The 23,370-nt window shown below is 56.4% G+C and carries 25 protein-coding genes; 23 read left to right on the top strand and 2 right to left on the bottom strand.

The window, feature by feature from the left end; genetic code table 11:
• The 21 genes from JRI89_09360 to JRI89_09460 form a co-directional block, all read left to right on the top strand.
• Positions 1 to 434 (top strand): tyrosine-type recombinase/integrase (locus JRI89_09360; GenBank protein ID MBW2071451.1); only part of this gene is annotated, 434 nt, incomplete at its 5' end.
• Between the two features lie 69 nt (positions 435 to 503).
• The gene (locus tag JRI89_09365; protein ID MBW2071452.1) at positions 504 to 1,349 is read left to right on the top strand and encodes a phosphatidate cytidylyltransferase; all 846 of its coding nucleotides are present in this window, start codon (positions 504 to 506) and stop codon (positions 1,347 to 1,349) included.
• 34 nt (positions 1,350 to 1,383) lie between these two features.
• Entirely contained in the window at positions 1,384 to 2,541 is a 1,158-nt protein-coding gene (locus tag JRI89_09370; protein MBW2071453.1) for a 1-deoxy-D-xylulose-5-phosphate reductoisomerase, read from the top strand.
• 236 nt (positions 2,542 to 2,777) lie between these two features.
• Positions 2,778 to 3,857: an RIP metalloprotease RseP gene (rseP, locus tag JRI89_09375; GenBank protein MBW2071454.1), complete on the top strand. Its 1,080-nt coding sequence runs from the start codon at positions 2,778 to 2,780 to the stop codon at positions 3,855 to 3,857.
• Positions 3,858 to 3,903: 46 nt separating this feature from the next.
• Positions 3,904 to 4,602 carry a tRNA (adenosine(37)-N6)-threonylcarbamoyltransferase complex dimerization subunit type 1 TsaB gene (gene tsaB, locus JRI89_09380; protein ID MBW2071455.1) on the top strand — a complete coding sequence of 233 codons (699 nt, stop codon included), beginning with the start codon at positions 3,904 to 3,906 and terminating at the stop codon, positions 4,600 to 4,602.
• A gap of 180 nt (positions 4,603 to 4,782) precedes the next feature.
• On the top strand, positions 4,783 to 5,016 hold the full coding sequence (locus JRI89_09385) for a DUF465 domain-containing protein (protein MBW2071456.1): 234 nt from the start codon (positions 4,783 to 4,785) through the stop codon (positions 5,014 to 5,016).
• Complete coding sequence (ilvB, locus tag JRI89_09390; GenBank protein ID MBW2071457.1) at positions 5,013 to 6,701, top strand: biosynthetic-type acetolactate synthase large subunit; 1,689 nt, start codon at positions 5,013 to 5,015, stop codon at positions 6,699 to 6,701. Before JRI89_09385 ends, ilvB begins: the two co-directional genes overlap by 4 nt.
• A gap of 183 nt (positions 6,702 to 6,884) precedes the next feature.
• Positions 6,885 to 7,367: an acetolactate synthase small subunit gene (ilvN, locus tag JRI89_09395; protein MBW2071458.1), complete on the top strand. Its 483-nt coding sequence runs from the start codon at positions 6,885 to 6,887 to the stop codon at positions 7,365 to 7,367.
• Positions 7,368 to 7,520: 153 nt separating this feature from the next.
• Complete coding sequence (gene ilvC / locus JRI89_09400) at positions 7,521 to 8,507, top strand: ketol-acid reductoisomerase (GenBank protein MBW2071459.1); 987 nt, start codon at positions 7,521 to 7,523, stop codon at positions 8,505 to 8,507.
• Positions 8,495 to 9,250, top strand: a complete 756-nt coding sequence (locus JRI89_09405; GenBank protein ID MBW2071460.1) for a phosphatidylserine decarboxylase family protein — start codon at positions 8,495 to 8,497, stop codon at positions 9,248 to 9,250. The genes ilvC and JRI89_09405 overlap by 13 nt, the downstream gene beginning before the upstream one ends.
• Entirely contained in the window at positions 9,196 to 10,014 is an 819-nt protein-coding gene (pssA, locus tag JRI89_09410; protein MBW2071461.1) for a CDP-diacylglycerol--serine O-phosphatidyltransferase, read from the top strand. The genes JRI89_09405 and pssA overlap by 55 nt, the downstream gene beginning before the upstream one ends.
• Before the next feature lie 121 nt (positions 10,015 to 10,135).
• Complete coding sequence (gene leuC, locus JRI89_09415) at positions 10,136 to 11,395, top strand: 3-isopropylmalate dehydratase large subunit (GenBank protein ID MBW2071462.1); 1,260 nt, start codon at positions 10,136 to 10,138, stop codon at positions 11,393 to 11,395.
• Between the two features lie 161 nt (positions 11,396 to 11,556).
• Complete coding sequence (locus JRI89_09420; protein MBW2071463.1) at positions 11,557 to 12,057, top strand: 3-isopropylmalate dehydratase small subunit; 501 nt, start codon at positions 11,557 to 11,559, stop codon at positions 12,055 to 12,057.
• Between the two features lie 146 nt (positions 12,058 to 12,203).
• Entirely contained in the window at positions 12,204 to 13,268 is a 1,065-nt protein-coding gene (locus JRI89_09425) for a 3-isopropylmalate dehydrogenase (GenBank protein ID MBW2071464.1), read from the top strand.
• A gap of 353 nt (positions 13,269 to 13,621) precedes the next feature.
• Positions 13,622 to 14,365: a shikimate kinase gene (locus JRI89_09430; GenBank protein ID MBW2071465.1), complete on the top strand. Its 744-nt coding sequence runs from the start codon at positions 13,622 to 13,624 to the stop codon at positions 14,363 to 14,365.
• 129 nt (positions 14,366 to 14,494) lie between these two features.
• Entirely contained in the window at positions 14,495 to 15,292 is a 798-nt protein-coding gene (locus tag JRI89_09435) for a class I fructose-bisphosphate aldolase family protein (protein MBW2071466.1), read from the top strand.
• Between the two features lie 268 nt (positions 15,293 to 15,560).
• Positions 15,561 to 16,553, top strand: a complete 993-nt coding sequence (locus JRI89_09440; GenBank protein ID MBW2071467.1) for a 3-dehydroquinate synthase II — start codon at positions 15,561 to 15,563, stop codon at positions 16,551 to 16,553.
• Between the two features lie 76 nt (positions 16,554 to 16,629).
• Positions 16,630 to 17,475 (top strand): shikimate dehydrogenase, encoded by an 846-nt coding sequence (locus JRI89_09445; GenBank protein MBW2071468.1) that lies wholly within the window; start codon positions 16,630 to 16,632, stop codon positions 17,473 to 17,475.
• Complete coding sequence (aroA, locus tag JRI89_09450; protein ID MBW2071469.1) at positions 17,476 to 18,768, top strand: 3-phosphoshikimate 1-carboxyvinyltransferase; 1,293 nt, start codon at positions 17,476 to 17,478, stop codon at positions 18,766 to 18,768.
• A gap of 229 nt (positions 18,769 to 18,997) precedes the next feature.
• On the top strand, positions 18,998 to 19,270 hold the full coding sequence (locus JRI89_09455; protein MBW2071470.1) for a type II toxin-antitoxin system prevent-host-death family antitoxin: 273 nt from the start codon (positions 18,998 to 19,000) through the stop codon (positions 19,268 to 19,270).
• Complete coding sequence (locus JRI89_09460) at positions 19,267 to 19,701, top strand: type II toxin-antitoxin system VapC family toxin (protein MBW2071471.1); 435 nt, start codon at positions 19,267 to 19,269, stop codon at positions 19,699 to 19,701. Before JRI89_09455 ends, JRI89_09460 begins: the two co-directional genes overlap by 4 nt.
• Positions 19,702 to 19,749: 48 nt before the next feature.
• Here JRI89_09460 and JRI89_09465 read toward each other — a convergent pair whose 3' ends face one another.
• Both JRI89_09465 and JRI89_09470 read right to left on the bottom strand, forming a co-directional pair.
• On the bottom strand, positions 19,750 to 20,028 hold the full coding sequence (locus JRI89_09465; GenBank protein ID MBW2071472.1) for a hypothetical protein: 279 nt from the start codon (positions 20,026 to 20,028) through the stop codon (positions 19,750 to 19,752).
• Between the two features lie 31 nt (positions 20,029 to 20,059).
• On the bottom strand, positions 20,060 to 20,317 hold the full coding sequence (locus JRI89_09470) for a hypothetical protein (protein MBW2071473.1): 258 nt from the start codon (positions 20,315 to 20,317) through the stop codon (positions 20,060 to 20,062).
• 328 nt (positions 20,318 to 20,645) lie between these two features.
• On the opposite strand from JRI89_09470, the gene JRI89_09475 reads away from it, so the two are divergent.
• Together JRI89_09475 and JRI89_09480 are read left to right on the top strand one after the other, a co-directional pair.
• Positions 20,646 to 21,818: a phosphatidylserine/phosphatidylglycerophosphate/cardiolipin synthase family protein gene (locus JRI89_09475; protein MBW2071474.1), complete on the top strand. Its 1,173-nt coding sequence runs from the start codon at positions 20,646 to 20,648 to the stop codon at positions 21,816 to 21,818.
• A 343-nt stretch (positions 21,819 to 22,161) separates the two neighbouring features.
• Positions 22,162 to 23,163 carry an extracellular solute-binding protein gene (locus tag JRI89_09480; GenBank protein ID MBW2071475.1) on the top strand — a complete coding sequence of 334 codons (1,002 nt, stop codon included), beginning with the start codon at positions 22,162 to 22,164 and terminating at the stop codon, positions 23,161 to 23,163.
• The last annotated feature ends 207 nt before the right edge of the window (positions 23,164 to 23,370 follow it).

Below are 23,370 nucleotides of genomic sequence, written 5' to 3' on the forward strand. Positions count from 1 at the left end.
CCAAAAAGCAGGTTATGCTAACTGCCCCGAAAAACAGAAAGGCGCGGGAAGTGGACCTTTCAGCCGCCACCATAAAAGCATTGCGTGAGCTGAAGGCGGTGCATGGCGAGGAGTATCAGGGCGCTATCTTTATAACGAAGGCAGGTAAAAGGCTTCACTACGACGTCATCAGCAGGCACTACCGCAAGATAAGGCCGCGTCCTGTAGGTTTGCATGCATTGAGGCATACATACGCTACAATGCGCATTGCCAAGGGTGATAACATTGTGGATGTAAGCAACCAGCTAGGCCACCATGATGCCGGTTTCACCTTGAGGAGATACGCTCACTGGCTGCCGCGGGCTCACAAGGCGCAGGTGGATGAACTGGACTACCTGCACCTTACGCACCCTGACCGCACCCAGGAGGAGCAAACCCGCATGGTTATGCACTAGGCGGACTATTTCATATTATGGTGACGCGTTGGCACAAGCCACTACCACCTTGCCCGAAGGAATAGAACCATGAAAGACCGCCGCAGGGATCCAGCCCACCTGCAGAGGTGGCTGACAGCTTTGCTCCTCGTACCAGTTCTGGCAGGAGTCATTGCCCTGGGACCCGGTTGGAGCGTATTGCTGCTGGTAGTCCTGGCCACAGCCGCGGCCCTGGCAGAACTCAGCGAACTCCTCCTGGCCGCGGCCAGCAGAGGGCTGCGCGCCATAACTTTTGGCCTGGGCCTCCTGTTGCCCCTGGGGGCGTATCTGGCCGGCATCAGTGGCCTGGCTGCTGCCACCGCCCTGGTTCTCTTTCTGAATATCGCCATCTTCCTGCTCCATTATCCCAGCAGAGACAACGTTATCCATTTCCTGGGCTCCACCACCTTTGCCCATCTCTACCTCTCTTTCATGCTGGCGCACATTGTTCTCCTGTACCACCTGCCAGAAGGCCGCAGTTGGGTCTTCTTCGTCCTTGCTGTCATCTTTGCCGGGGATACCGGGGCCTACTATATAGGCCACCGCTGGGGGAGACACAAACTGGCGCCCACGCTCAGTCCTGGCAAAACCATGGAGGGAGCTCTGGGCGGCCTGCTGTGCTCCCTGGTGGTGGGCTTCATTGCTGCTGAAACTTTCTTCAGCGCCCTGGAGGTGACCATCTGGCCCATGCTGCTGCTCGCCGGCGTGCTGGCGCTCGTGGGCCAGCTGGGAGATCTTATCGAGTCAATGCTAAAGCGCGTCTGTAGGGTAAAGGACGCCAGCAGACTGCTGCCAGGACATGGCGGCCTGTTGGATCGTCTCGATAGTCTGCTGTTCTCCTTTCCTTTGGCCTACTATGGCAGCCTCCTGCTCAGCCATTTCAGCAGCAGGCTGTGAGCGAACAGCACCTGTCAATAACTGGAGGAGCAGCGTGAAAAAACTGGTGATCCTGGGATCAACAGGCTCCATTGGCTGCAACACCCTCGAGGTGGTTGAACAGTTCCCGGATCGCTTCGCCGTCAGTGGGCTGGCAGCAGGCAGAAACATCGATCTTCTTGCCCGGCAGACAATTCGGCATCAGCCGCAAGCTGTGGCTGTATTCGACCATGAACTGGCTGCCGCACTCCAAGCAAGGCTGCAGGGGGTGGCTGCTCCCGAGGTGCTTGTCGGCGCCGAGGGCTATCAGCAGCTGGCGGCAAGTCCTGAGGCTGACATGGTGGTCTCAGCCATAGTGGGAGCTGCAGGGCTTCTGCCTACCTGGGCTGCCATCCAGGCGGGCAAGCAGGTGGCCCTTGCCAACAAGGAGACCCTGGTGATGGCGGGCAGCTTGATTATGGAGGAAGTCCGCAATCGCCAGGTGCGCTTGCTCCCTGTGGATAGTGAACACAGTGCAATTTTTCAGGCACTGCAGGGCCACCGTCGCCAGGATGTCAAGCGGATCCTTCTCACTGCCTCAGGTGGACCTTTTCTGCACAAGTCCATGGAGGAGCTGGCCAGGGTTACCCCGGAGCAGGCCCTCGCCCATCCCAACTGGAAGATGGGCGCCAAAATTACCATCGATTCAGCTACCTTGATGAACAAAGGCCTCGAGGTCATTGAGGCGAGCTGGCTCTTCGACATGCCGGTGGACAGGATCGTGGTGCACATTCATCCCCAGAGCATAGTCCACTCCATGGTGGAATACGTGGACGGCTCTGTCATCGCCCAACTCGGCATACCAGACATGCGTGCTCCCATTGCCTACGCCCTGGCATATCCCGAGCGGCTCCCTCTGGATCTGCCTCCTCTCGACCTCTTTGCCGTGCACAGTCTCACCTTTCAGCCGCCGGACCTCAGCCGGTTTCCCTGCCTGCAGCTGGCCTTGCAAGCATGCGACATGGGCGGCACCATGCCAGCTGTTCTCAATGCGGCGAACGAGGTGGCGGTTGAGGGCTTCCTGGAGGGCCGCATCCCCTTCATTGGCATTGCCGCATGCTTGCAGAGGGTATTGGACGAGCATCAATCCACAGCAGCGCCAGACATAGAGGCAGTGCTGGCAGCCGACGCCTGGGCCAGAGAAAAAATGGCGGAGATCCTCAAACGCATTTGAATATGGCCAGAGGAATGGTCGCCAGCCTCGTCATTCGGTCGATGGCACAGCGGTCACCCGGAGAAGTACAGAACGGCCTCAATGCTTTCGCGGCCAACAGCGCTCATTGCTGTAAAATCAGAGGCAAGCCACATTGGCAAAACCGGACAAAGTGGTTATATTAGCAAACTGTGTTATAACGTAATGGCAATCGTGGAGAACAAGGAGCAAATATTTTGGAGACTATCTGGCCAGCATTGCGGACGATGGCGGCATTCGTCGCTTCTCTCGGTATACTCATCTTCATACATGAATTTGGCCACTTTCTAGCGGCAAAACTCTTCGGCGTCACAGTTGAACGCTTCTCTCTGGGATTTGGTCCACGTCTGTTCGGCAAACAGCTTGGTGAAACCGACTATCGAATCTCTGCCTTTCCCCTGGGAGGCTACGTCAAGATGTTGGGCGAGTCTGCCGACGAGGAAATCCCACCGCACCTGCGACCCCGCTCCTTTGCCTATCAGAAGCTCAGACGCCGCATGGCCATTGTTGCTGCAGGACCCGGCTCGAATTTCCTGCTCGCCTTTCTTCTCTATACCCTTACTTTTGCATTTTTCGGCCTGGCTCGCACCACAACAGACGTGGGAGAAGTAACCCCCGACTCTCCAGCAGCTCACGCAGGACTCCGTCCTGGAGATACCATCGTGGCCATCAACTCCACCCCGGTTCACGAGTGGGGAGAACTGTCCGAACTCATCCAGAAAAGCGGTACAGAACCTATTCGCATCCGGCTCAAGCGACACAATGAGTTCTTGAGCGTGGTGGTGACGCCCAGACTTACCAAGACCAAAACCATCTTCGGGGAGGAAGTGAGCCGGCCACTCATCGGCATTGTTGCCTCGAGCAAGGTTACCGTCCAGAAGGTGGGCCCCCTGCGCGCAATTGTCTACGGCGCCGACCAGACCTGGCAGGTTACCAGGCTCACCTTCGTGGTCATAGGCAAGCTCATCAAGGGTGCTATCTCGCCCAGGACACTTGCAGGCCCCATCGGCATCGCCCAGATGTCGGGCAAGGTGGCTGAGGCCGGCCCCGTGGCCTTCTTGTCATTTCTTTCCCTGCTCAGCATCAACCTGGCAATTTTGAACTTGCTGCCTATACCGGTGCTCGATGGCGGGCATCTCCTGTTCTTCACCATTGAAGGTGTTATGGGCAAACCCCTGAGCATGAAAAAGCGGGAAGTGGCTCAGCAAGTTGGTCTCTTTTTGTTGATCGCCCTGATGGTGTTTGTGTTCTACAACGACATCTACCGGCTGGTCTATCCAGGCAAAGCCCTCCCCTAGTTTGCAGAGTTTTATCCCAGGCAGTTGCATGCCTCATTGTGCTGACATGAAAATCCTCGCAGTAGAAACATCTACGCCAGTTGGCAGCGTTGCTCTCATGGAAGCAGGGCAGCTCAGGGCCGAATACCTGGTCAATATCAGCAGGACCCATAATCAGCGTTTGCTGCCGGCTATTGATGGCATCCTGGCCCAGTGCGGTTGGCTGCTCAGCGACCTGGATGCTTTTGCCGTTGGTCTGGGACCTGGCAGTTTTACTGGTTTGCGCATCGGTCTGAGCACCATCAAGGGCTTGGCCTGGGCCACTGGCAAAGCCATGGTTGGCATCCCCACCCTGGATGCCCTGGCAGCCAATACCACACCCTCCACCTTGCCGGTTTGCCCTGTATTGGATGCCCGCAAGGGCGAAATCTATACAGCTCTCTACCGTTGGCAGGACCTCAGCCGCCTGGAGAAACAGAGCGACTACCTGGTGCTGCAGCCAGCAGAAATTGCTCAACTGGTCAGCGAGCCCACAGTTGTCCTGGGAGACGGTCTGTGCCGCTTTGCAGAGGTGCTGACTGCAGTCCTGGGGGAAAAATTGCTGCGGGCGCCCCAGCATCTCGACCATATCCGCGCCAGCGCCATTGCCTGGCTGGCAGCAGAACGTTTGCAGCGCGGCGACAGCGATGATGTGGCCGACTGCACGCCGCTCTATATTCGCGCCTCAGAGGCTGAACTGCTGCAGCGCTCGTCCCGAGCCAGCTGACTCAAGCGGGTTCACAGCGGAGGGCCACTTTCGGAAAGGCGTCCCTGCAGCCTGGTAAAGTACTGTCAAAGGGGCAGTTGACAAAAATGTCATGATTGCATAAAAGTAGAGGTTATTCTTAGAGTGACTATGAAGACATCTGGAGATATACCATTAGAATTGCCCAGTCCGAGGTGAAGCATGGAAAAATGGGACGAGGAATTGATAGCCCAACTTCTCCCCCAGAATGAAGAATTGCGCAAATACGTGGAGCAGCACCACAGGTATGAAGAGCAGCTGGAGGAGTTCAACAGTCGTCCCTACCTGACCACAGCCGAGGCCCTGGAAAAGAAGAGGCTGCAGAAGCTGAAATTGGCGGGTCGGGACAAAATAGAAGCCATTTTGGCCAAGTTCAGACAGGACGGTGAACCATGAAACTTACAGGTGCCCAGATTTTTTTCGAATGCCTCAAGGCAGAAGGCGTGGATACCATCTTCGGTTTTCCAGGCGGGGCAGTTATCGATATCTACGATGAAATGCCAAAGCACGACATACGCCATGTGCTCGTCCGGCACGAGCAGGGTGCAGCTCATATGGCCGACGGCTATGCCCGGGCTACGGGCAGAGTGGGAGTCTGTCTGGTAACTTCGGGGCCCGGCGCCACCAACACGGTGACTGGCATTGCTACCGCTTACATGGACTCCATTCCCATCGTGATCTTTACTGGCCAGGTACCCACAAGTCTCATCGGCAACGATGCCTTTCAGGAAGTTGACATCATCGGCATCAGCCGCCCCTGTACCAAGCACAACTACCTGGTAAAGGACATTGCCGATCTGGCGCGGATTATCCGGGAAGCCTTCTATCTGGCTCGCTCAGGTCGGCCAGGGCCTGTGTTGGTAGATCTCCCCAAAGATGTGATCAATGCCAAGACTGAATTCAAGTATCCTAAAAAGGTTTCTCTGCCTGGCTACCGGCCTACCTATGAAGCCCATCTGGGCCAAATCAAGCGCGCCTACGCAGCTATTGCCAAGGCCAAGAAGCCTGTTATTTACGCCGGCGGCGGCGTCATAGCCTCCAGTTGCGCCAGAGAATTGAAGCGCTTGGCGGAAACCCTCCGCTGTCCGGTAACCACCACCCTCATGGGGCTCGGAGGCTTTCCAGCGCCCCATGATTTGTGGCTGGGGATGCTGGGCATGCACGGCACCTTCAGGGCCAACATGGCGGTGGCCAATACAGATCTGCTCATAGCCATCGGCGCCCGTTTCGACGACAGGGTCACAGGCAAGCTCGACGAATTCGCCCCCAGAGCCAAGATCATCCACATTGACATAGACCCCACCTCCATCAGCAAGAATGTGCGGGTCGACATCCCAATAGTCGGCGACTGCAAGGACGCCCTCAGAAAACTCCTGCATGTGCTCGATGAAAACCGCCTCGAGGGCCTTGATGCCACAAGGAAGCCCTGGTTGGAGCAGATCCAGAAGTGGAAGGAAACCTATCCCCTCGCCTATGAACAGAGTGACCATGAAATCAAGCCGCAATACGTGGTGGAAAAACTCTATGAACTCTCGGAAGGCAAAGCCATTATTACCACTGAAGTCGGCCAGAACCAGATGTGGGCTGCCCAGTACTACCACTTTTCTGAACCGAGAACCCTGCTCACCTCTGGCGGCCTCGGCACTATGGGCTACGGCTTCCCCGCAGCCATTGGCGCCCAGATTGCCTTCCCCGATCGGCTGGTCATAGACATCGCCGGCGACGGCAGCATCCAGATGTGCATTCAGGAGTTGATCACCGCAGTGGAGAACAACCTGCCGGTAAAAGTTGCCATACTCAACAATCAGTACCTGGGTATGGTGCGCCAGTGGCAGGAACTCTTCTACAACAAGCATTACTGCGGCACCTGCATCAAGGCGGCACCGGACTTTGTCAAGTTGGCTGAGGCCTATGGAGCCCTAGGATTGCGGGCAACCAAGCCGTCTGAGGTAGAAGCGGTCATCCGGGAGGCTTTTGCTACCCCGAAGACAGTGTTCATGGATTTTGTGGTAAATCCTGAAGAGGGCGTCTATCCAATGGTACCGGCAGGCAAGGCCATGACCGAGATGCTTCTCGTTTAGGCAACCCTGGCTGCGCGAAAATCTCCATGGCTGCCCCGCTGTTTGTCTGATGCTCGATCCATTGTTGCCAGGCATTGACAGGCCCATCCACAGGCAGCAGGTTCACGGAGTGGCTTTCAGAGAACTGGCGGCAGCCTCTGATGGAGCACGCATTTCAGTTTCTGGTCGACAAGGAGAATATCAGTGAAGCACATCCTAGGTGTCCTGGTGGAAAATCAGCCCGGTGTTCTCTCCCGGGTGGCTGGACTTTTCAGCGGCAGGGGCTTCAATATCGAAAGCCTGACTGTGGCGGAAACCCTCGATCCGAAGATCTCTCGAATTACTCTGGTGACGCGCGGCAATGAGCAGATCATGGAACAGATCATCAAGCAGCTCAACAAGCTCATCAATGTCATCAAGGTTATCGATTTTTGCGACATCGACTTTGTCGAACGTGAAATGGCTCTCATCAAGGTGAAGGCAGAAGCGAGCACCCGTGCTGAAGTACTGAGAATAGTCGATATCTTCCGCGGCAAAGTTGTCGATGTGAGCCCCCACACCTACAGCGTAGAGGTGACTGGCGACGAGAAAAAAATCGAAGCCATTCTGGATCTCCTGGGTCATTTAGGCATTGTCGAAGTGGTCCGCACCGGTAAGGCGGCTATTGCCAGAAGCAAGAAGCATTAGGCAAGGTCTGCATTGGCCGTACTGACACACACCCTGTCAAACCCCACTTCATATTCGAGATGTAGCCCTTGGCGGCAGTGAGGCTTCGCAGGCTCATGTGGTCGGTTCTGGCATGTGCACAACAGACTGAATCACAATCCATGGGAGGTTCCAATGCAAATTTACTACGATGCAGATGCTGATTTGAATGTACTCGAAGGTAAGAAGATAGCTATTATTGGCTACGGCAGCCAGGGTCATGCCCAGGCCCAGAATCTGAGAGACAGCGGCCTGGACGTTATCGTTGCCGAACTGGAGGAGAGCCCCAACTACCAGCTGGCCAAAGAACATGGCTTTGAACCCACCTCTGCCAGAGAGGCTTCAAAGGTTGCCGACGTGGTTCAGATCCTGGCGCAGGATGACGTGCAAGCCAAACTGTACCGGGAGGATGTGGCAGAGAACATGACCGAGGGCAAGACTCTGGTCTTCTCTCACGGATTCAATATCCACTACGGCCAGATCCGCCCGGCACCCTATCTGGACGTGGTCATGATAGCACCGAAAGGACCAGGGCACCTGGTGCGAAGTGAATATCAAAAGGGGGCGGGAGTACCATCCCTGGTGGCCATCCACCAGGATGCCAGCGGCCAGGCACTGGCCACGGCCCTGGCCTACGCCAGAGGCCTGGGTGCCACTCGGGCGGGCGTGATTGCCACTACTTTCAAGGAAGAGACCGAAACAGATCTCTTCGGGGAACAATCAGTGCTCTGTGGCGGCGTCAGCGAACTGGTCAAGGCTGGCTTCGACACCCTGGTGGAAGCAGGCTATCAGCCGGAGATTGCCTATTTCGAGTGTCTCCATGAGCTGAAGCTGATAGTTGATCTTTTTTACCAGGGCGGCATTTCCTATATGCGCTATTCGGTGAGCGACACCGCAGAGTATGGCGACTACACCAGGGGTAAACGCATTATCACTGAAGAGACTCGGCAGGAAATGAAAAGGATACTCACAGAGGTTCAGAACGGCAAATTCGCCAGGGAATGGATTCTGGAGAATCAGGCTGGCCGGCCAGTGTTCAATGCGCTGCGGCGCATGGAAAAAGAGCATCCCATAGAGGAAGTTGGCAAGAAACTGCGCAGCATGATGCCGTGGCTCAAGTAACCATGAAGTCAGAGAAGCAGAGGAACCGCTTGCAGGCAAAGAGCAGCAATCTGCAGTGGCGGCATGGACTGGGCGTGCCCCTCGTCAGGGTAGGTCTCCCTTATATCATTGCCGCAGCTCTATTGTTCGTGGCGACCCTGGTCATTGGCTGCCCCTTTCTAACCTTTGCCGCTTTCCTGGCCACTGTATTGGTGATAAGATTCTTCCGGGACCCCGAGAGGACTCCGCCAGACATCCCCCATGCCATGGTGGCTCCAGCCGATGGCAGGGTGGTGTTTGCTGGCAGAGTTGAGCAGTGCCGGTTTCTCGATTCGGCAGCGTTGAAAATCAGCATTTTCATGACTGTCTTCGACGTGCATGTAAACCGGATGCCATTCCATGGCCAGGTCACAGGCATCCGCTATCAGAAGGGCAAATTTGTCGCAGCGAACAAAGAGCAAGCATCCAGCCGCAATGAACAGAATGCCGTGATTCAGCGGTTGCCAACCGGAGAAAGCATGGCCGTGGTGCAGGTGGCCGGCCTGGTGGCTCGCCGCATCGACTGCTGGGTGCAGCCGGCCGACAAAGTACAGCGCGGGCAACGGTTCGGCATGATCCGCTTCGGCTCCAGGCTGGACGTCTACCTGCCGGAGCATTGCCGCCTGGCTGTAACCGTCGGCCAGAAAATGAAAGCAGGGGAAAGCATCATATGTTACTACCAAAAGAAAAAAAATCACGCCGAAGCCGCAGAGAGCGGCAGGTAAAGCGAGGCATTTACGTTCTGCCCAATCTTTTTACCACGGCAAATCTGTTCTGCGGCTTCTATGGGATCGTGGCCGCCATCAACCATGACTTCAAGCTTGCGGCCATCGCCATTCTTGTCTCCTGTCTCTTTGACATCCTCGATGGCAAGGTGGCGAGGTACACTGGTTCCAACAGCCGCTTCGGCCTGGAATACGACTCACTGGCGGACCTGGTGGCATTCGGCGTGACACCTGCGGTGCTGGTCTATCTCTGGGCCTTGCAGCCATTCGGCCGCCTTGGCTGGGGAGCCGCCTTCGTTTTCGTGGCCTGCGGCGCCCTCAGATTGGCCCGCTTCAATGTGCAGGCCAATAAGGTTTCCAAGAAGTACTTTGTAGGACTGCCCATACCAGGCGCTGCCTGCATGGTTGCCACCACTGTGCTCCTTTTTTACCGCCTTGGCGGCAGCGGCCCCACCAAGCATTTCTTGCTGCTGGCCATGACCTATTTGCTGGGCTTTCTCATGGTGAGCAGCATTCCATTCAACAGTTTCAAAGAGTTGGACAGCTTTCAACAGATGCCGTTTCGAACCCTGGTTCTGGTGATTCTGCTCCTATCCGTGGTGGCGGCGCAGCCCGCCATCATGTTGTTCACCTTGATGTCGCTCTACCTCATTTCAGGCCCGGCGTCGTATGTCCGCCGACTCTTCAAGGCCCGCAGGCAGTCGCCAGCCACCCGACAGACAGAGAACAACGAAGTCACCCCGGCCAAGCGACCGCAGCAATGAAGCTCAGGGGCAGTCCGAGTGACCCGGCCGCACCCTTTGAGGCGTTCGGCAAAGGATACTGCCTCATCAGGGAGCCTTCCACACCACAGCCATCTTTGCCAGACAGCGAGGAAGCATTCTCATGGCCATGACAATCAGCGAAAAAATACTTGCCGAGCACGCCGGCCGCGACCGGGTGGAGCCGGAGGAGCTGATCGAGGTTCGCATCGACTTCGGCCTCGGCAATGACATTACTGCACCCATTGCCATTCAGCGTTTCCGAGAAGCCGGCGCTGCGAGGGTATTCGATCCGCAGAGAATTGCTCTCATACCGGATCATTTCGTACCGAACAAGGACATCAATTCCGCCATGCAGGCAAAGCAGTTGCGCGAATTTGCTCTCGAGCACAACATCCAGCACTACTTCGAAGTTGGCCGGATGGGCATCGAACACGCTCTGCTGCCGGAGAAAGGCTTGGTGCTGCCCGGGGATGTGGTCATAGGCGCAGACAGTCATACCTGCACCTATGGTGCTCTGGGGGCTTTTGCCACAGGCGTGGGCAGCACCGATCTCGCCGCGGCAATGATTACCGGTCGAATATGGTTCAAGGTGCCGCCTTCCATCAAATTCGTCTACCAGGGGCAGCTCCGTCCCTGGGTCAGCGGCAAGGATCTCATCCTCTGGACTATCGGCCAGATCGGTGCAGACGGAGCCCGCTATCGGGCCATGGAATTTACCGGTCCTGTTATAGCTGCGCTGTCAATGGACCAGCGCTTCACCATGGCCAATATGGCAATCGAAGCAGGGGCGAAAAATGGCATCATCGCCCCAGACGAAACAACCCGCGCCTATGTAGAAACACGGGCTCAGAGGAGCTACCGCTTCTATGAAAGCGATCCCGAGGCCGCATACGAACGGACGATTACCTGCGATGTCAGCCAGATTGAACCCCAGGTGGCTGTACCCCCCTCCCCTGCCAACAGCCAGCCAGTGTCTACTCTAGCTCACACAGCAGTGGATCAGGTAGTAATAGGCTCGTGTACCAACGGACGGCTCGAGGATCTCAGGATCGCTGCCAGAGTGCTGGCCGGCCGCCGGGTAGCGCCCCATGTTCGCTGCCTCATTATCCCTGCTACGCAGGCTGTCTACAGGCAGGCCATGGAAGAGGGGTTGTTCGCCGTCTTTCTGGAGGCCGAGGCAGCCATCAGCACACCCACCTGCGGCCCCTGCCTCGGCGGGCATATGGGAATCCTTGCCTCTGGCGAGCGGGCAGTGGCCACCACCAATCGAAACTTCGTCGGACGCATGGGGCACCCCGAAAGCGAAGTCTATCTGGCATCGCCGGCAGTGGCAGCAGCTTCTGCAGTGCTCGGCAGAATCGGCAGTCCGGAAGAGTTGTGACCACAAGAGACGGAGCCGCTGCCTCAGAAAAGGCCTGGCATGGCCTCAGGACCAGGAACCATTCTCAGGCGCTGGGTTGCCTGGGCGCCACCTCAGCCTGAGGACGACCCGCGGGTGATGGCCAGAGGGGCGCATGCAAAATCTTTCACGGGGAGAGACAGATGAAGCTCACTGGCAAGGCCTGGAAATTTGGAGCTGATATAGACACGGACCTCATTATCCCGGCCCGTTATCTCAACACCTCAGACCCGGGAGAGCTCGCCAAGCACTGCATGGAAGACGCTGATCCTGAATTTGCCGGTAAAGTGTTGCCTGGCGACATTATTGTTGCCGAGAGCAATTTTGGCTGCGGCTCCTCCAGGGAGCATGCCCCCATCGCCATAAAGGCTGCGGGCGTCTCCTGCGTCATTGCCGCGAGTTTTGCCAGGATTTTTTATCGCAATGCCTTCAACATGGGGCTGCCTATTCTGGAATCACCGGCTGCGGCCCGGGAAATAAGGAGCGGCGAGCAGCTGCAGGTGGATCTCAGCAGCGGTCAGATCGTCAATATCAGCCGAGACACTGTATACCAGGCCCAGCCGATTCCACCTTTCATGCAGGAGCTTCTGGACGCGGGCGGCCTCATTCCTTACGTGATGAAGACGTCTGCCAGCCGCAGCTGAGAACCCGGGCGGCTCCCGACGACAGCGGGGATTTTGACGGACATTCTCGCTGCACACGGACTGGCTGAAGCGGTCCCCAGGCACTATGCTCCCATGGTGTGTTGCACAAGGATCATCTTTGGGGAAATTACCCACAGGAGGTTTATATGGCAGCCAGCTATAGAATTGGCGTGATTCCAGGAGACGGCACCGGGCCGGAGGTTGTGGCCGAGGGTCTCAAGGCCCTGGAAGCTGCAGCGCAAAAATACAACTTCAGCTATGAACTGCTCACATATGATGTGGGCGGCGAGCGCTACCTGCGCACTGGCGAGACTCTGCCAGAGTCTGTTCTCAGTGAATTGGCCGAGGTCGATGCCATCTACCTGGGCGCCATCGGCCATCCCGAGGTAAAACCAGGCATATTGGAGCACGGCATCCTGCTCAGACTGCGCTTTGCTTTTGATCAGTATGTCAACCTGAGGCCCGTAGTCCTCTATCCGGGAGTCTGGACCCCCTTGCGCCACAAAGGGCCGGAGGACATTGACTTTGTGGTGGTTCGCGAAAACACCGAAGGTCTCTATGCGGGCTGCGGCGGCTTTTTTAAAAAGGGCACGCCCGACGAAGTGGCCATCCAGGAGTCGGTCAATACCAGAAAGGGTGTGGAGCGCTGTATCCGCTATGCCTTCCAACTCTGTCAGCGTCAGGGCCGCCGCAAGGTTACCATGTGCAACAAGACCAATGTCTTGAATTACTCCGGGGACCTCTGGCAGCGAACCTTCGACGAAGTGGCCCGAGAATACCCTGACATCGAGAGGGACTATGCCCACACCGACGCCATCTGCATGTGGATGGTGAAAAATCCTGAATGGTTCGACGTCATTGTCACTGACAACCTGTTCGGAGACATCATTACAGATCTCGGCGCCATGATCCAGGGAGGTATGGGCATCGCCGCGGGCGGCAACATAAACCCGGAGGGCATCTCCATGTTCGAGCCCATCGGCGGTTCAGCCCCTAAATATACCGGCAAGAATGTGATCAATCCCCTGGCTGCCATCGGCGCCCTGGCCTTGCTCCTGGACAATATAGGCGAAGAAGAAGCCGGCAGACAGCTGGAAAACGCCATCCGGGCTGTGGTCAAGAACGATCTCCAGAGCCTCGATGCCGGCCGCATGGGCAAGAGCACCACAGAAGTTGGTGATCTGGTGGTCAAATACCTGCTGGAACAGTGAGCAGGCTCTCATGGTAGATTCAAGGAAAAGCTGACAGCAAATGACCCCTATGACTTTTGTCCTTGACTTTTGCCTGGATTTGTCCTAATTTATAGGAGTGTCCAAGTTCCTTGAAAGCAGGAAGAATAACGTGAAAGGCAATCCTGAAGGGCGAGACTATTATTATTTCTTTTTTGTGTGGAGGAGTCTGCCCATGGATTGAGTCAATGTGTCTATCCTTCAAGCCGTGGGCTGACAGAGCCCGCGGCTTTTTTATTTTTGTCCCGCTGCCTGGCCCAGATTACCGCCAGCGGCCAGAAAAAAACAGCGTCAAGCGGCCGGACCGCTTTGCACAGCTTCAAAGGATTGGCCCCATGAACATAGTTCTCATAGGATATCGCTGCAGTGGCAAGACCTCCGTAGGCCGCCTTCTTGCGGATAGATTGCGCCGAACCTTTCTGGACACTGATGTGCTTATTGAACAGAAATGTGGCAGGAGCATCCAGGCCATTGTTGCTGAGCAAGGCTGGGACCACTTTCGCCGGCTCGAAAGCGAGGTGGTCGAAGATCTCGGCTCCAGGGACAATCTGGTCGTTGCCACTGGCGGCGGTGTGGTGACCAGGCCGCAAAATGTGGCGGCCCTGCGGCGCCACAGCAGACTTGTCTGGTTGAAGGCGGATGCGGCCACACTGCTGCAAAGAATGACCGCAGATGACAGGCAGACTTCTACCAGACCTCCCCTGCTCGGCGACGATTCCAGCACTGAAATTGAAACCGTCCTGGCCCAGAGAACACCCCTGTATGAGAAAGCGGCCCACCTGATTGTGGACAGCAGTGGTCTCAGCATCCCTCAGGTTGTGGAAGCCATCATCACTGCCCTGCCAAGGATGCTCGAAGCAGAACAGCCGTCAGCAAAGGCGGCAGGACCGGCGGCTGGGCAGACCGGCTGCGGCAGACAGGAATCACTTGCTGCCGGCTCCGACGCAGACGCCCAGCGCAAGCGCCAGGCTGGGCTGCAAACTCTGCAATTCCCGGCTTGCTGCTTCTCTCATCAGTGCTTTGCCTGCTATTATCCGGGAGGTTTTTATTATTGCAGCCGCCCTGAGCCGCCCACCTGACCAGCCGGGAGACTATACAGCGCAAAAAGCAGGTGCCAGAAGGCCGCGGGCGGCAAAGAAACGCGGCCTTTTCTTTTTTCCGTTGTTGCTTTTTTTAGAAACATGGTTCACAAAAGAAAGGGGGTAACCATGATTGGCAAAGACATTCGCTTGGAGAGAATTATCAACAGGAACACGGCCAAGAGCGTCATCGTACCCATGGACCATGGCGTAAGCTCCGGACCGATCCTCGGCATCACAGACATGAAAGAGGCCATGAGCCAGGTGGCTGACGGCGGTGCTAATGCGGTGGTGGTGCACAAAGGAATGGTGGCCCGGGGACACCGCAAGAGCGGTCCGGACATGGGCTTGATTGTCCACCTGTCTGGCAGCACCTCTCTGTCGCCCGAACCCAACGCCAAGACCCTTGTCTGCACAGTAACGGAGGCAATCAGACTCGGAGCTGACGGGGTGTCCGTTCATGTAAACATCGGCAACGGCCGCGAGAAAGAAATGCTGGCTGACCTGGGAAGGGTTGCCCGCGAGGCCGCTGAGTGGGGTATGCCTCTGCTGGCCATGATTTATCCCCGCGGAGAAAAAATCAGGGACGAGTACGATGTGGAGGCAGTAAAGCACGCTGCCCGTGTAGGCGCCGAGCTCGGCGCCGATGTGGTAAAGGTCTCCTATACAGGCAGCCCTGAATCTTTCCGACAGGTGGTGGAGGGCTGCCATGTGCCGGTCATCATTGCTGGAGGCCCCAAAATGGAGTCTGACCTGGCCATCCTGCAGATGGTAAAGGGCGCCAAGGAAGCAGGTGCTGCTGGCACCTCGATAGGCCGCAACGTGTTCCAGCACCAGAATCCCACCCGGATCGTCGGGGCTCTCTGTATGATAATGCACGAGGACAGTCCCGTGGAGGAGGCCCTGGCCTATCTCAGTGGCGACTAGCTGGACGAAATTTATGGTGTTGATACGGGCAATGAGACGACATTGTGGAAGTGACGCCTCCAGGTCCCCCGTCGAAAAGTGGGGACAGGGAAAAACAGCTTGCGGTTTTCCTCTTCCAGCCATCAGGCTTTATGGAATCCTCTCGAGAGAGGATTCTTCTGGAGCTCCGCAGATTCGTGATAATGAATCAGTCATTATGGCTGGGAGAAAGGCACTCATGCACTGAGCGTCATTCTGGCAACAGCGACATACTGGCGAGGACATGGCTATGAAAGAAGTTTGGGTAAATGCCGACCCCTGGGAAAAGAAGCTCGTGACCACAGCTCTCGAGGCTGGGGCCGATGCCGTGATAGTTGCGGCGGACAGGATTGCCGACGTCAAAGAACTCGGCCTCATCAAGACGGTTGCCGACAGCGGTGATCTCAGGTGGGGCGAGGATGTGGTCAGGGTCGAGATCAAGACTGCTGCTGACGAAGACAGCATCGTCACCCTCAGCCGTCAGAAGAAGGTTCTGGTCAAGACCACTGACTGGACCATTATTCCCCTGGAGAACCTCGTGGCCCGCACTGAAAACATCCTGGTGGAGGTCGACAGCATCGAGGCAGCAAAAACAGCTCTGGGCGTGCTGGAAAAAGGTGTCGACGGCATCGTCATAAACCAGAGCGATCCGAGTACGGTTCGCCAGATCATTCGCCAGGTCAAGGCGGAGCAGCTGCAACTGGAGCTGGTCGAATTCGAGATCGAGCGGATCAGGCCTCTGGGGATGGGCGACCGGGTGTGCATCGATACCTGCAGCATGATGGGCAGTGGAGAAGGAACGCTCGTGGGCAACAGCAGTCAGGCCCTTTTTCTGATACATGCCGAAAGCATAGAAAATCCTTACGTCTCTCCTCGGCCCTTCCGAGTCAATGCCGGCGCGGTGCACGCCTATGTCATGGTGCCGGGCGGCAAGACCAGGTATCTCTCCGAGCTGAGATCCGGAGACGAGGTCCTTGGTGTAAACAGTGCCGGCCAGACAACCAGCCTGGTCCTGGGGCGGGTAAAAATAGAAAGGCGCCCTCTGCTGCTAATCGAGGCCAGGGGGCCAAATGGTCCGGCAACCACCATCTGTCAGAACGCCGAGACCATACGATTGGTGGCTCACGGCGGGGAAGCCATTTCTGTGGTAAAATTGCAGCCTGGAGATGTGGTTCTGGGCTACGTGGAAGAAGCGGGCCGACACTTTGGCCACAAGATTTCAGAGACCATCACCGAACTGTAGGCTTGCCTGACCCGGGCAACATCAACAGCTGTGGTTGCTGGCTTCCTGGCAAAGGGTCCCCTGGTTTAGAGGAAACATGTGGAGGCATCTGCACGTGCGCATCAACCAACACACACAACTCTATGGAGTTATTGGTTCTCCAGTCGGCCACTCCCTGAGCCCCAGCATGCACAACGCCGCCTTCTCAGCTTTGCAGCTGAACGCGGTCTACCTGGCTTTCGAGGTGGCAGACCTGCAGGGCTGTCTCGCAGGGGTGCGAGCCCTCGGCATCAGGGGGCTCAGTGTCACCATACCCCACAAGGAGGCGGTAATGCCACTGCTTGACAGCCTGGACCACAGGGCCGCCTGCATCGGTGCTGTGAACACCATTGTCAACAGGGACGGCAAGCTCGTGGGCTATAACACCGACGGCAGCGGAGCTCTGCGGGCCCTCGAGGACAGAATCTCGGTTGCCGGCAGGACCTGCCTCCTGGTGGGGGCTGGCGGCGCAGCCCGGGCCATAGGCTTCGTTCTCAAAGAAGGAGGCGCCAGCATCACTGTTGCCAACCGCTCTGCCGAGCGGGGCCAGGCCCTGGCCCGCTTTCTTGGTTGTTCCTTTGTTCCTCTGGCTCAACTGCCCAAGATAGCTGCAGACCTGCTTGTGCAGACGACTCCTGTGGGTATGGCCCCGCAGGCAGACCAGTGCCCTGTGCCCGAGGATGTCCTCCGGACAGGCATGACTGTCATGGACATCATTTACAATCCTCTGGAAACCAGATTGCTGCAGATTGCCAGGTCCAGAGGCTGCCGCACTATCAATGGGCTTGCCATGTTTGTCTATCAAGGAGCCGAACAGTTCAGACTGTGGACAGGCCTGCAGCCCCCCATTGAAGAAATGCAGCAGGCTGTGCGCCAGGCGCTGCATCCAGGAGCGACAGAGTAAATGAAGGAAATCAGGCCCGCATCTCAGATTGAGGCGGTCGTCGCCATCCCCGGCTCCAAGAGCATGACTCATCGGCTCCTCATTGCCGCGGCTCTTGCTGAGGGCAGCAGCGTGCTCCACAGGCTGCTCAGTGCTGAAGACACCCTGCTCACGGCCCAGGCGCTCCGCTGCCTCGGCGTGCCCATCTCCTGGCATGGACAAAGCGCCAGGGTCTCGGGCAATGCAGGAGTGTTTCCCCCTGTCTCAGGCAGAAAAGAAGTCTTTCTGGGGAACTCGGGAACCTCGCTTCGTCTCCTCCTGTCCATCGCTGCCCTGGCCCGGGGAGAGTTTCTGTTCACCGGCACCCCGCGCCTGCGACAACGGCCCATAGGCGAGCTGGTGGCCGCCCTCCAGAAGCTGGGGGCAGGAATCTCTTTTGCTGCAGCTCAGGGCTTTCCTCCAGTGATTGTCAGTGGCGGCGGCATACCCGGAGGCCGGGTTGAGCTGTCGGGCAAGGAGAGCAGCCAGTTTCTCTCCTCCCTGCTGCTGGCAGCGCCCTACAGCCAGGAGGGCATCCGCATAGAGATTACCGGTGAGCTGGTTTCCAGGCCCTATGTGGACCTCACCGTGGACGTCATGCAGCGCTTCGGGGTCACAGTGCTCAGAGACGGCTACCGCTCCTTCCAGGTCGCCCCGGGCGGCAAGTACCAGGCTGGTGAGTACACGGTGGAGGGCGACGCTTCCTCAGCCTCTTATTTCTGGGCCGCTGCTGCCGTGACCCAGGGCGCCGTCACCACGGAAAACATATATCCCCTTGCCAGTTCGCAGGGCGATATAGGTTTGCTGGATGTCCTGGAAGTCATGGGCTGCCGTGTTCGCAGGAGCACTGACCGGGTGACTGTCGAGGGGGGGGTGCTGCGAGGGATCGAACTGGACATGGCCGGCATGCCCGATATGGTCCCCACTGTGGCAGCCGTGGCGCTCTTTGCCGAAGGCAAAACCACCATCAGAAACGTGGCTCATCTGCGTCTGAAGGAAAGCGACCGCCTGCAGGCCATTGCCACGGAGTGGCAGCGCCTCGGCGCCAGGGTGGCAGAACGCCAGGACGGCCTCATTATTCACCCCGGCGGCGGCCTGGCAGGCGCCGTGGTAGACCCTCACGATGACCACCGCATCGCCATGGCCCTTGCCGTCATAGGTCTGCGCTTGCCAGGAGTAATTATAAGAAATGAAGATTGCGTGAGCAAATCCTTTCCCACCTTCTGGCAGCTCTGGGACAGCCTGGCATCTCAAGGAAAGTTTCACAGCAGCTAACCCGGCATTGTTGGCGCGGCAGTGAACTTGCAGCCGTTTTGCTCAACGTCGATACAGAGCCAGATACAGGCTGTGGTTCACCTCATCCGTCTGTTCGATACCCGACCCGCTCAACCGCCCTCTGAGACTCAGGCCTGGGCGAAAACCTGGCAGCAGGAAATATGCTGTTGACATGAAGCAAAAAAGTAGCTACTTTAACAAAAATTGTGGCTATAATTAGAGGGACATAATGGAGACCATAGGAGTAAAAGAACTCAAGAATAACCTCAGTCGTATCTTGAAGATGGTTGAACAGGGAAAGGTCATCAGGGTACTCCGTCACGGAAAAGATGTGGTGGAGTTGAGACCGATTGTGAAAGACGAGGAGCAAAATCTCATAGATCGTCTTCGCAGCAAGGGTCTTCTAAAAGGAGGTACCGGGAAAATCGGCCAGGTGCGCACCGTTGCCAACCAGAAACCTCACCAGCCTGTGTCAGACCTGGTGGTACAGGATCGAAGATGATCGCCTATTTTGATACCAGCAGTATTGTAAAATGGTTCTTTGACGAACCTTACTGCCAACTGGCACGGGATGTCAAAAGCAATGCAAAAACAGTGGTCACTTCCCTTATTGCATTTCCGGAGTTTCTCTCGGCTGTGAACCGCGCCACGAGAGATGATAGATGCCTCAAAACTGACATGGAGTCCATACGGCAAGAATTCCTGCGAATCTGGCCAGACTTTCAATGGATCACTGTGAATGAAGGGCTGGTAAAGCGATCGGCTGAGCTGATCTTTTTGCACGATTTGAGATCCTTCGACGCCATTCATCTAGCGTCAGCCCTTGTCTTGAAGGAAGAAAGCGCTGCAATGGAGGTGTTCTTCTCCTGCTTTGACCGGAATCTTAATCGAGCCGCTCTCGAGCATGGATTCATGATACATCGGTTTGACTAGAGCGTTGATCAAAAAGAGCCCCTTTCCTTATGTCAGCAGTTGCAAACCTCAGACCGCAGTGCCCTTCACCGGATCGCCGGCTATGCCTCTGGAGCGAAGATATTCCAGAAAGGCCGCCATGGTCTCCTCGATGGCATAGAGGGCATCTGCCAGCTCTGCCATTGAACAGCACCTGGCCTGTTCTTTAACAAAACTCTCAATTGCTGATTGCACTATCTTGTTGTCCGGCACGGCAGTAAAGCTGTATAGAGCAATCTGCGGCGCAACTGCCTGCCACAGTGCTTCCTGCAGGTCCCTCATGACCATTACCTTGTTCGGTTTTCGCATCGATCCTCCAGATAGAAGCTGGCTGCCATGGTCAATACGTGGACTCGAGTTTCTTCTGCTCTTGCTGCAAACGGCAGCTCCACCCGGCAGTAATGCGCCCGGCTGCCGCTGGCGGAGGACTCGCCTCGTTCACCGGAGGACCGCCCCGGGTGATTGCCGGGGGATTGCTGCTGGCTGATCCTGGAAGATCGCCCTGTCTGCCATCCACCTGGTGATGAGGCGAGGCAATGAGTCCCGAGCGTCTCTCTTCGGCTGAGCAATAAACGATACAAAGGTTAAATGCAAACAAAAAGTGCACCCTGACAACCAATATCGGCTAACAAGACGGGGCAGTGGATTGCAGGCACGCCAACTAACTGGCAGCCAACGACTCTAGCCTGCCCTGCTCGGTGTTGGTGTCGATTTCGAAAAGCAATTGTGCTATGGCTGGTCAGTTCAGTCAATTTTGAAGTGCAACACTCATTTCGCAGCCATCGCCGAAGAGGCCTGCAAATATTTCCAGGGGAAACTCAGACCCGCTTTACATGCAAGCTTGCCCCTGCTGCCGCAAGAGACGACACGGATATTCCTGAGCCGAAATCTTCCAGCCGTCCGGCTTTCTCGGGGGAGCGCCGCTTATGAGGGGGACGAAACAAAAAATGCTGATCTTTGTGGGCGTCCTGGCCCTGGCCATTCTGGTGGCAGCCTTCTTTTTCATATTCAATCCACTGGGACTGGGTCCCGAGCCCCAGACAGTGCTTTCCAGCAGCTTTTTCAGCAGGCCTGCTGGAGACCTCAGCGAACTGCAGCTCCTGGTGGACGGCAGGGAGGCCTTCAAGGAAATCCTCGCTGCCATCGATGCTGCCAGCTCATCCATTTATATCCAGACCTATATATGGAAAGACGACCACATAGGCCGCCAGATTGTCAACAGGCTCAAAGCTGCCGCGGACCGGGGAGTCGAGGTGACCATCAGCAAGGATCTGCTCGGCACGGTTTTCGAGCTGGCTGACATGCTGCGCGGCAGACCCAGTCCTGTTTTTACCAGAGCTGGTCTCAGGGGATATGACCACATCCAGGTGGAAACCGAACTTTTCCGTCATACCGACCACAGCAAGTATTTCATCATAGACAAACGGCTGGTCATCTTCGGCGGCATGAACATCGGCGACGAATACCATCTAGAGTGGCACGACTACATGGCAGTTATCCGCGGTGAAAGATGGGCGGCAGCCTTCGAGAACAGGGTGCTCGCCGGCTCTGCCTGGCCAGAGCCCGCACCTTTCATACTGACGGTCAACGACAGAGGCGTCACCGAGATCCGCACGGCCCTTGTTGAATTGCTGGACAACGCCAGGGAAAATGTCATCATCGAACATGCCTACTTTTCAGACAACAAAGTGATAGCAGCAGTAAAACGGGCAGCTGCCAGGGGAGTGCAGGTGGCTGTAGTACTGCCGAAAAAACCAGACACCCATGGCTGTGCCAATATGGTCACCATAAACAAGCTGCTCACGGGAACCACGGTAAACGCTCCCAGAATCTTTCTTTATCCCGGGATGAGTCATGCCAAGATAATCCTGGTCGACGGGGCGATCGCTGCCCTGGGCTCTGCCAATCTGACCCCCCGCAGTATGCTCACCAGCCGCGAAGTCGCCCTCTTCGTACATGGCAAGGGCGATTGTCCGTTCATAAGGAAATTGCGCCAGCAACTGCAAGCTGACATAGCCCAGAGCGAACAGGTGCAGGAGCCTTTCGAGCTGACTTTCGTTGACAGGATAAAGGCAGTGGTGGGGAAATATGTATGGTGAACATGGTGCTGCCACACTAGAGCCCAGATGCTGTAGCCACATTGCCCGACTCATTGCCTTCTTTCCATACTTGACCGCGGCCTCCCTTTTGTACTATGATGCACGTATCGAAAATTAATAAACTTTTACACCCACCACACATCTAGGCACTCGAACCTGTTCTCGGATAGAGTGCCGGGGGCCGTCCTCACAATTAATTTAGCCGCCCGCTACCGGTCGAAGCAAACTGGATGTTTTCCAGCAGGGTGCTGGACTGGCCACAAAAAGGTGCACCAGTGGGTCACATGCAGGATGAGGAGATGGCTGAGACCGAAAGGCAATTCAACAGAGGAGGGATGCAAGCATGGAAAAATGGAAAAAAAGATGGTTTTCGCTTGTTTTGCTGGCTCTTGGCATTACTGCTTTTACCTTGATCACACCGGTTCAAGCCGGCAAAGTACTCAAAGTTTATACCAATGCCGACGTGAATGAAATGGAGAAATGGGCTCCTGAGGCGGAAAAGGCCATCGGCATGAAAATCGATTGGAGCCCCAGGATGTCATCAAACGAACTCTGGAGCAGGGTCCAGGCCGAGGCGCCCAATTTCCATGCAGACATGATCTGGGGCTTCCTCAATGCCCACGCCCTGGTAGGCACCCAGCGCGGCTATTTTCTACCGTACAAGTCTCCAGTCTGGGATGACATTCCTGCCCAGTTCAAGGATCCCGAAGGCTATTGGCACGGCTACAATTACTGGTTTGCTGCCGTGGTGGTGAACAAGGACCTGCTGAAGAAGAAAAATCTGCCCAAGCCCAAATCATGGCTGGACCTGACCAATCCTGTGTACAGGGGCGAGATCGTCATGCCGAATCCTGGCACCAGTGGCACCGCCTTTCTTTCCGTCTCAGCAATTATGCAGATTTTTGGAGAGAAAAAGGGCTGGGACATACTCGAAAAGTTGGACAAGAACGTGGCGCAGTATACAAAATCAGGCTCAGCCCCAGCGCAACTGGTGGCCCAGGGTGAATACGCCATTGGCATCAGCTGGGACCAAGCCATCTACGGCAGGGTAGCAAAGGGATTTCCAATTGAGGGCATCATTCCCTCCGAGGGAACCGCCTATGATCTCGAGTCAGTGGCCATACTCAAGGGATGCAAGAATCTCGAGGGCGCCAGGAAACTGATCGACTGGCTTGGCTCCAAGGAAGGCATGACCTTCATTGGCAAATTCAGATCCAAGGTAACCAGGCCGGGGGTGCCCGGACTGGTGCAGCTCGATCCCGAACTGATCAAGTATGATGCGCTCTGGGCTGGTGAAAATCAGAAGAGAATCATGTCGGAGTGGAAGAGGCGCTTCCAGAAATAGTCGCCGGAGAATATTGTTGTTGTCGACTGGGGCCCCGGCAAGTGCAGGGGCCTCAGAATTCCCTGTTTTTGAATCAATCTTAGCAGTTTCCTCCTGCAGCCCTATCATTGACTCTCCAGGCCAGGTCAAGAGGCCATAATTCAGCCAGACAACCACCTCCACCCGAAAGAGAGCAGAGCCAGGGCAAAGGGAGGCTGTGTGCGGCGG

Source organism: Deltaproteobacteria bacterium, assembly GCA_019309045.1.
In the GTDB taxonomy this organism is placed as follows: domain Bacteria; phylum Desulfobacterota; class Syntrophobacteria; order BM002; family BM002; genus JAFDGZ01.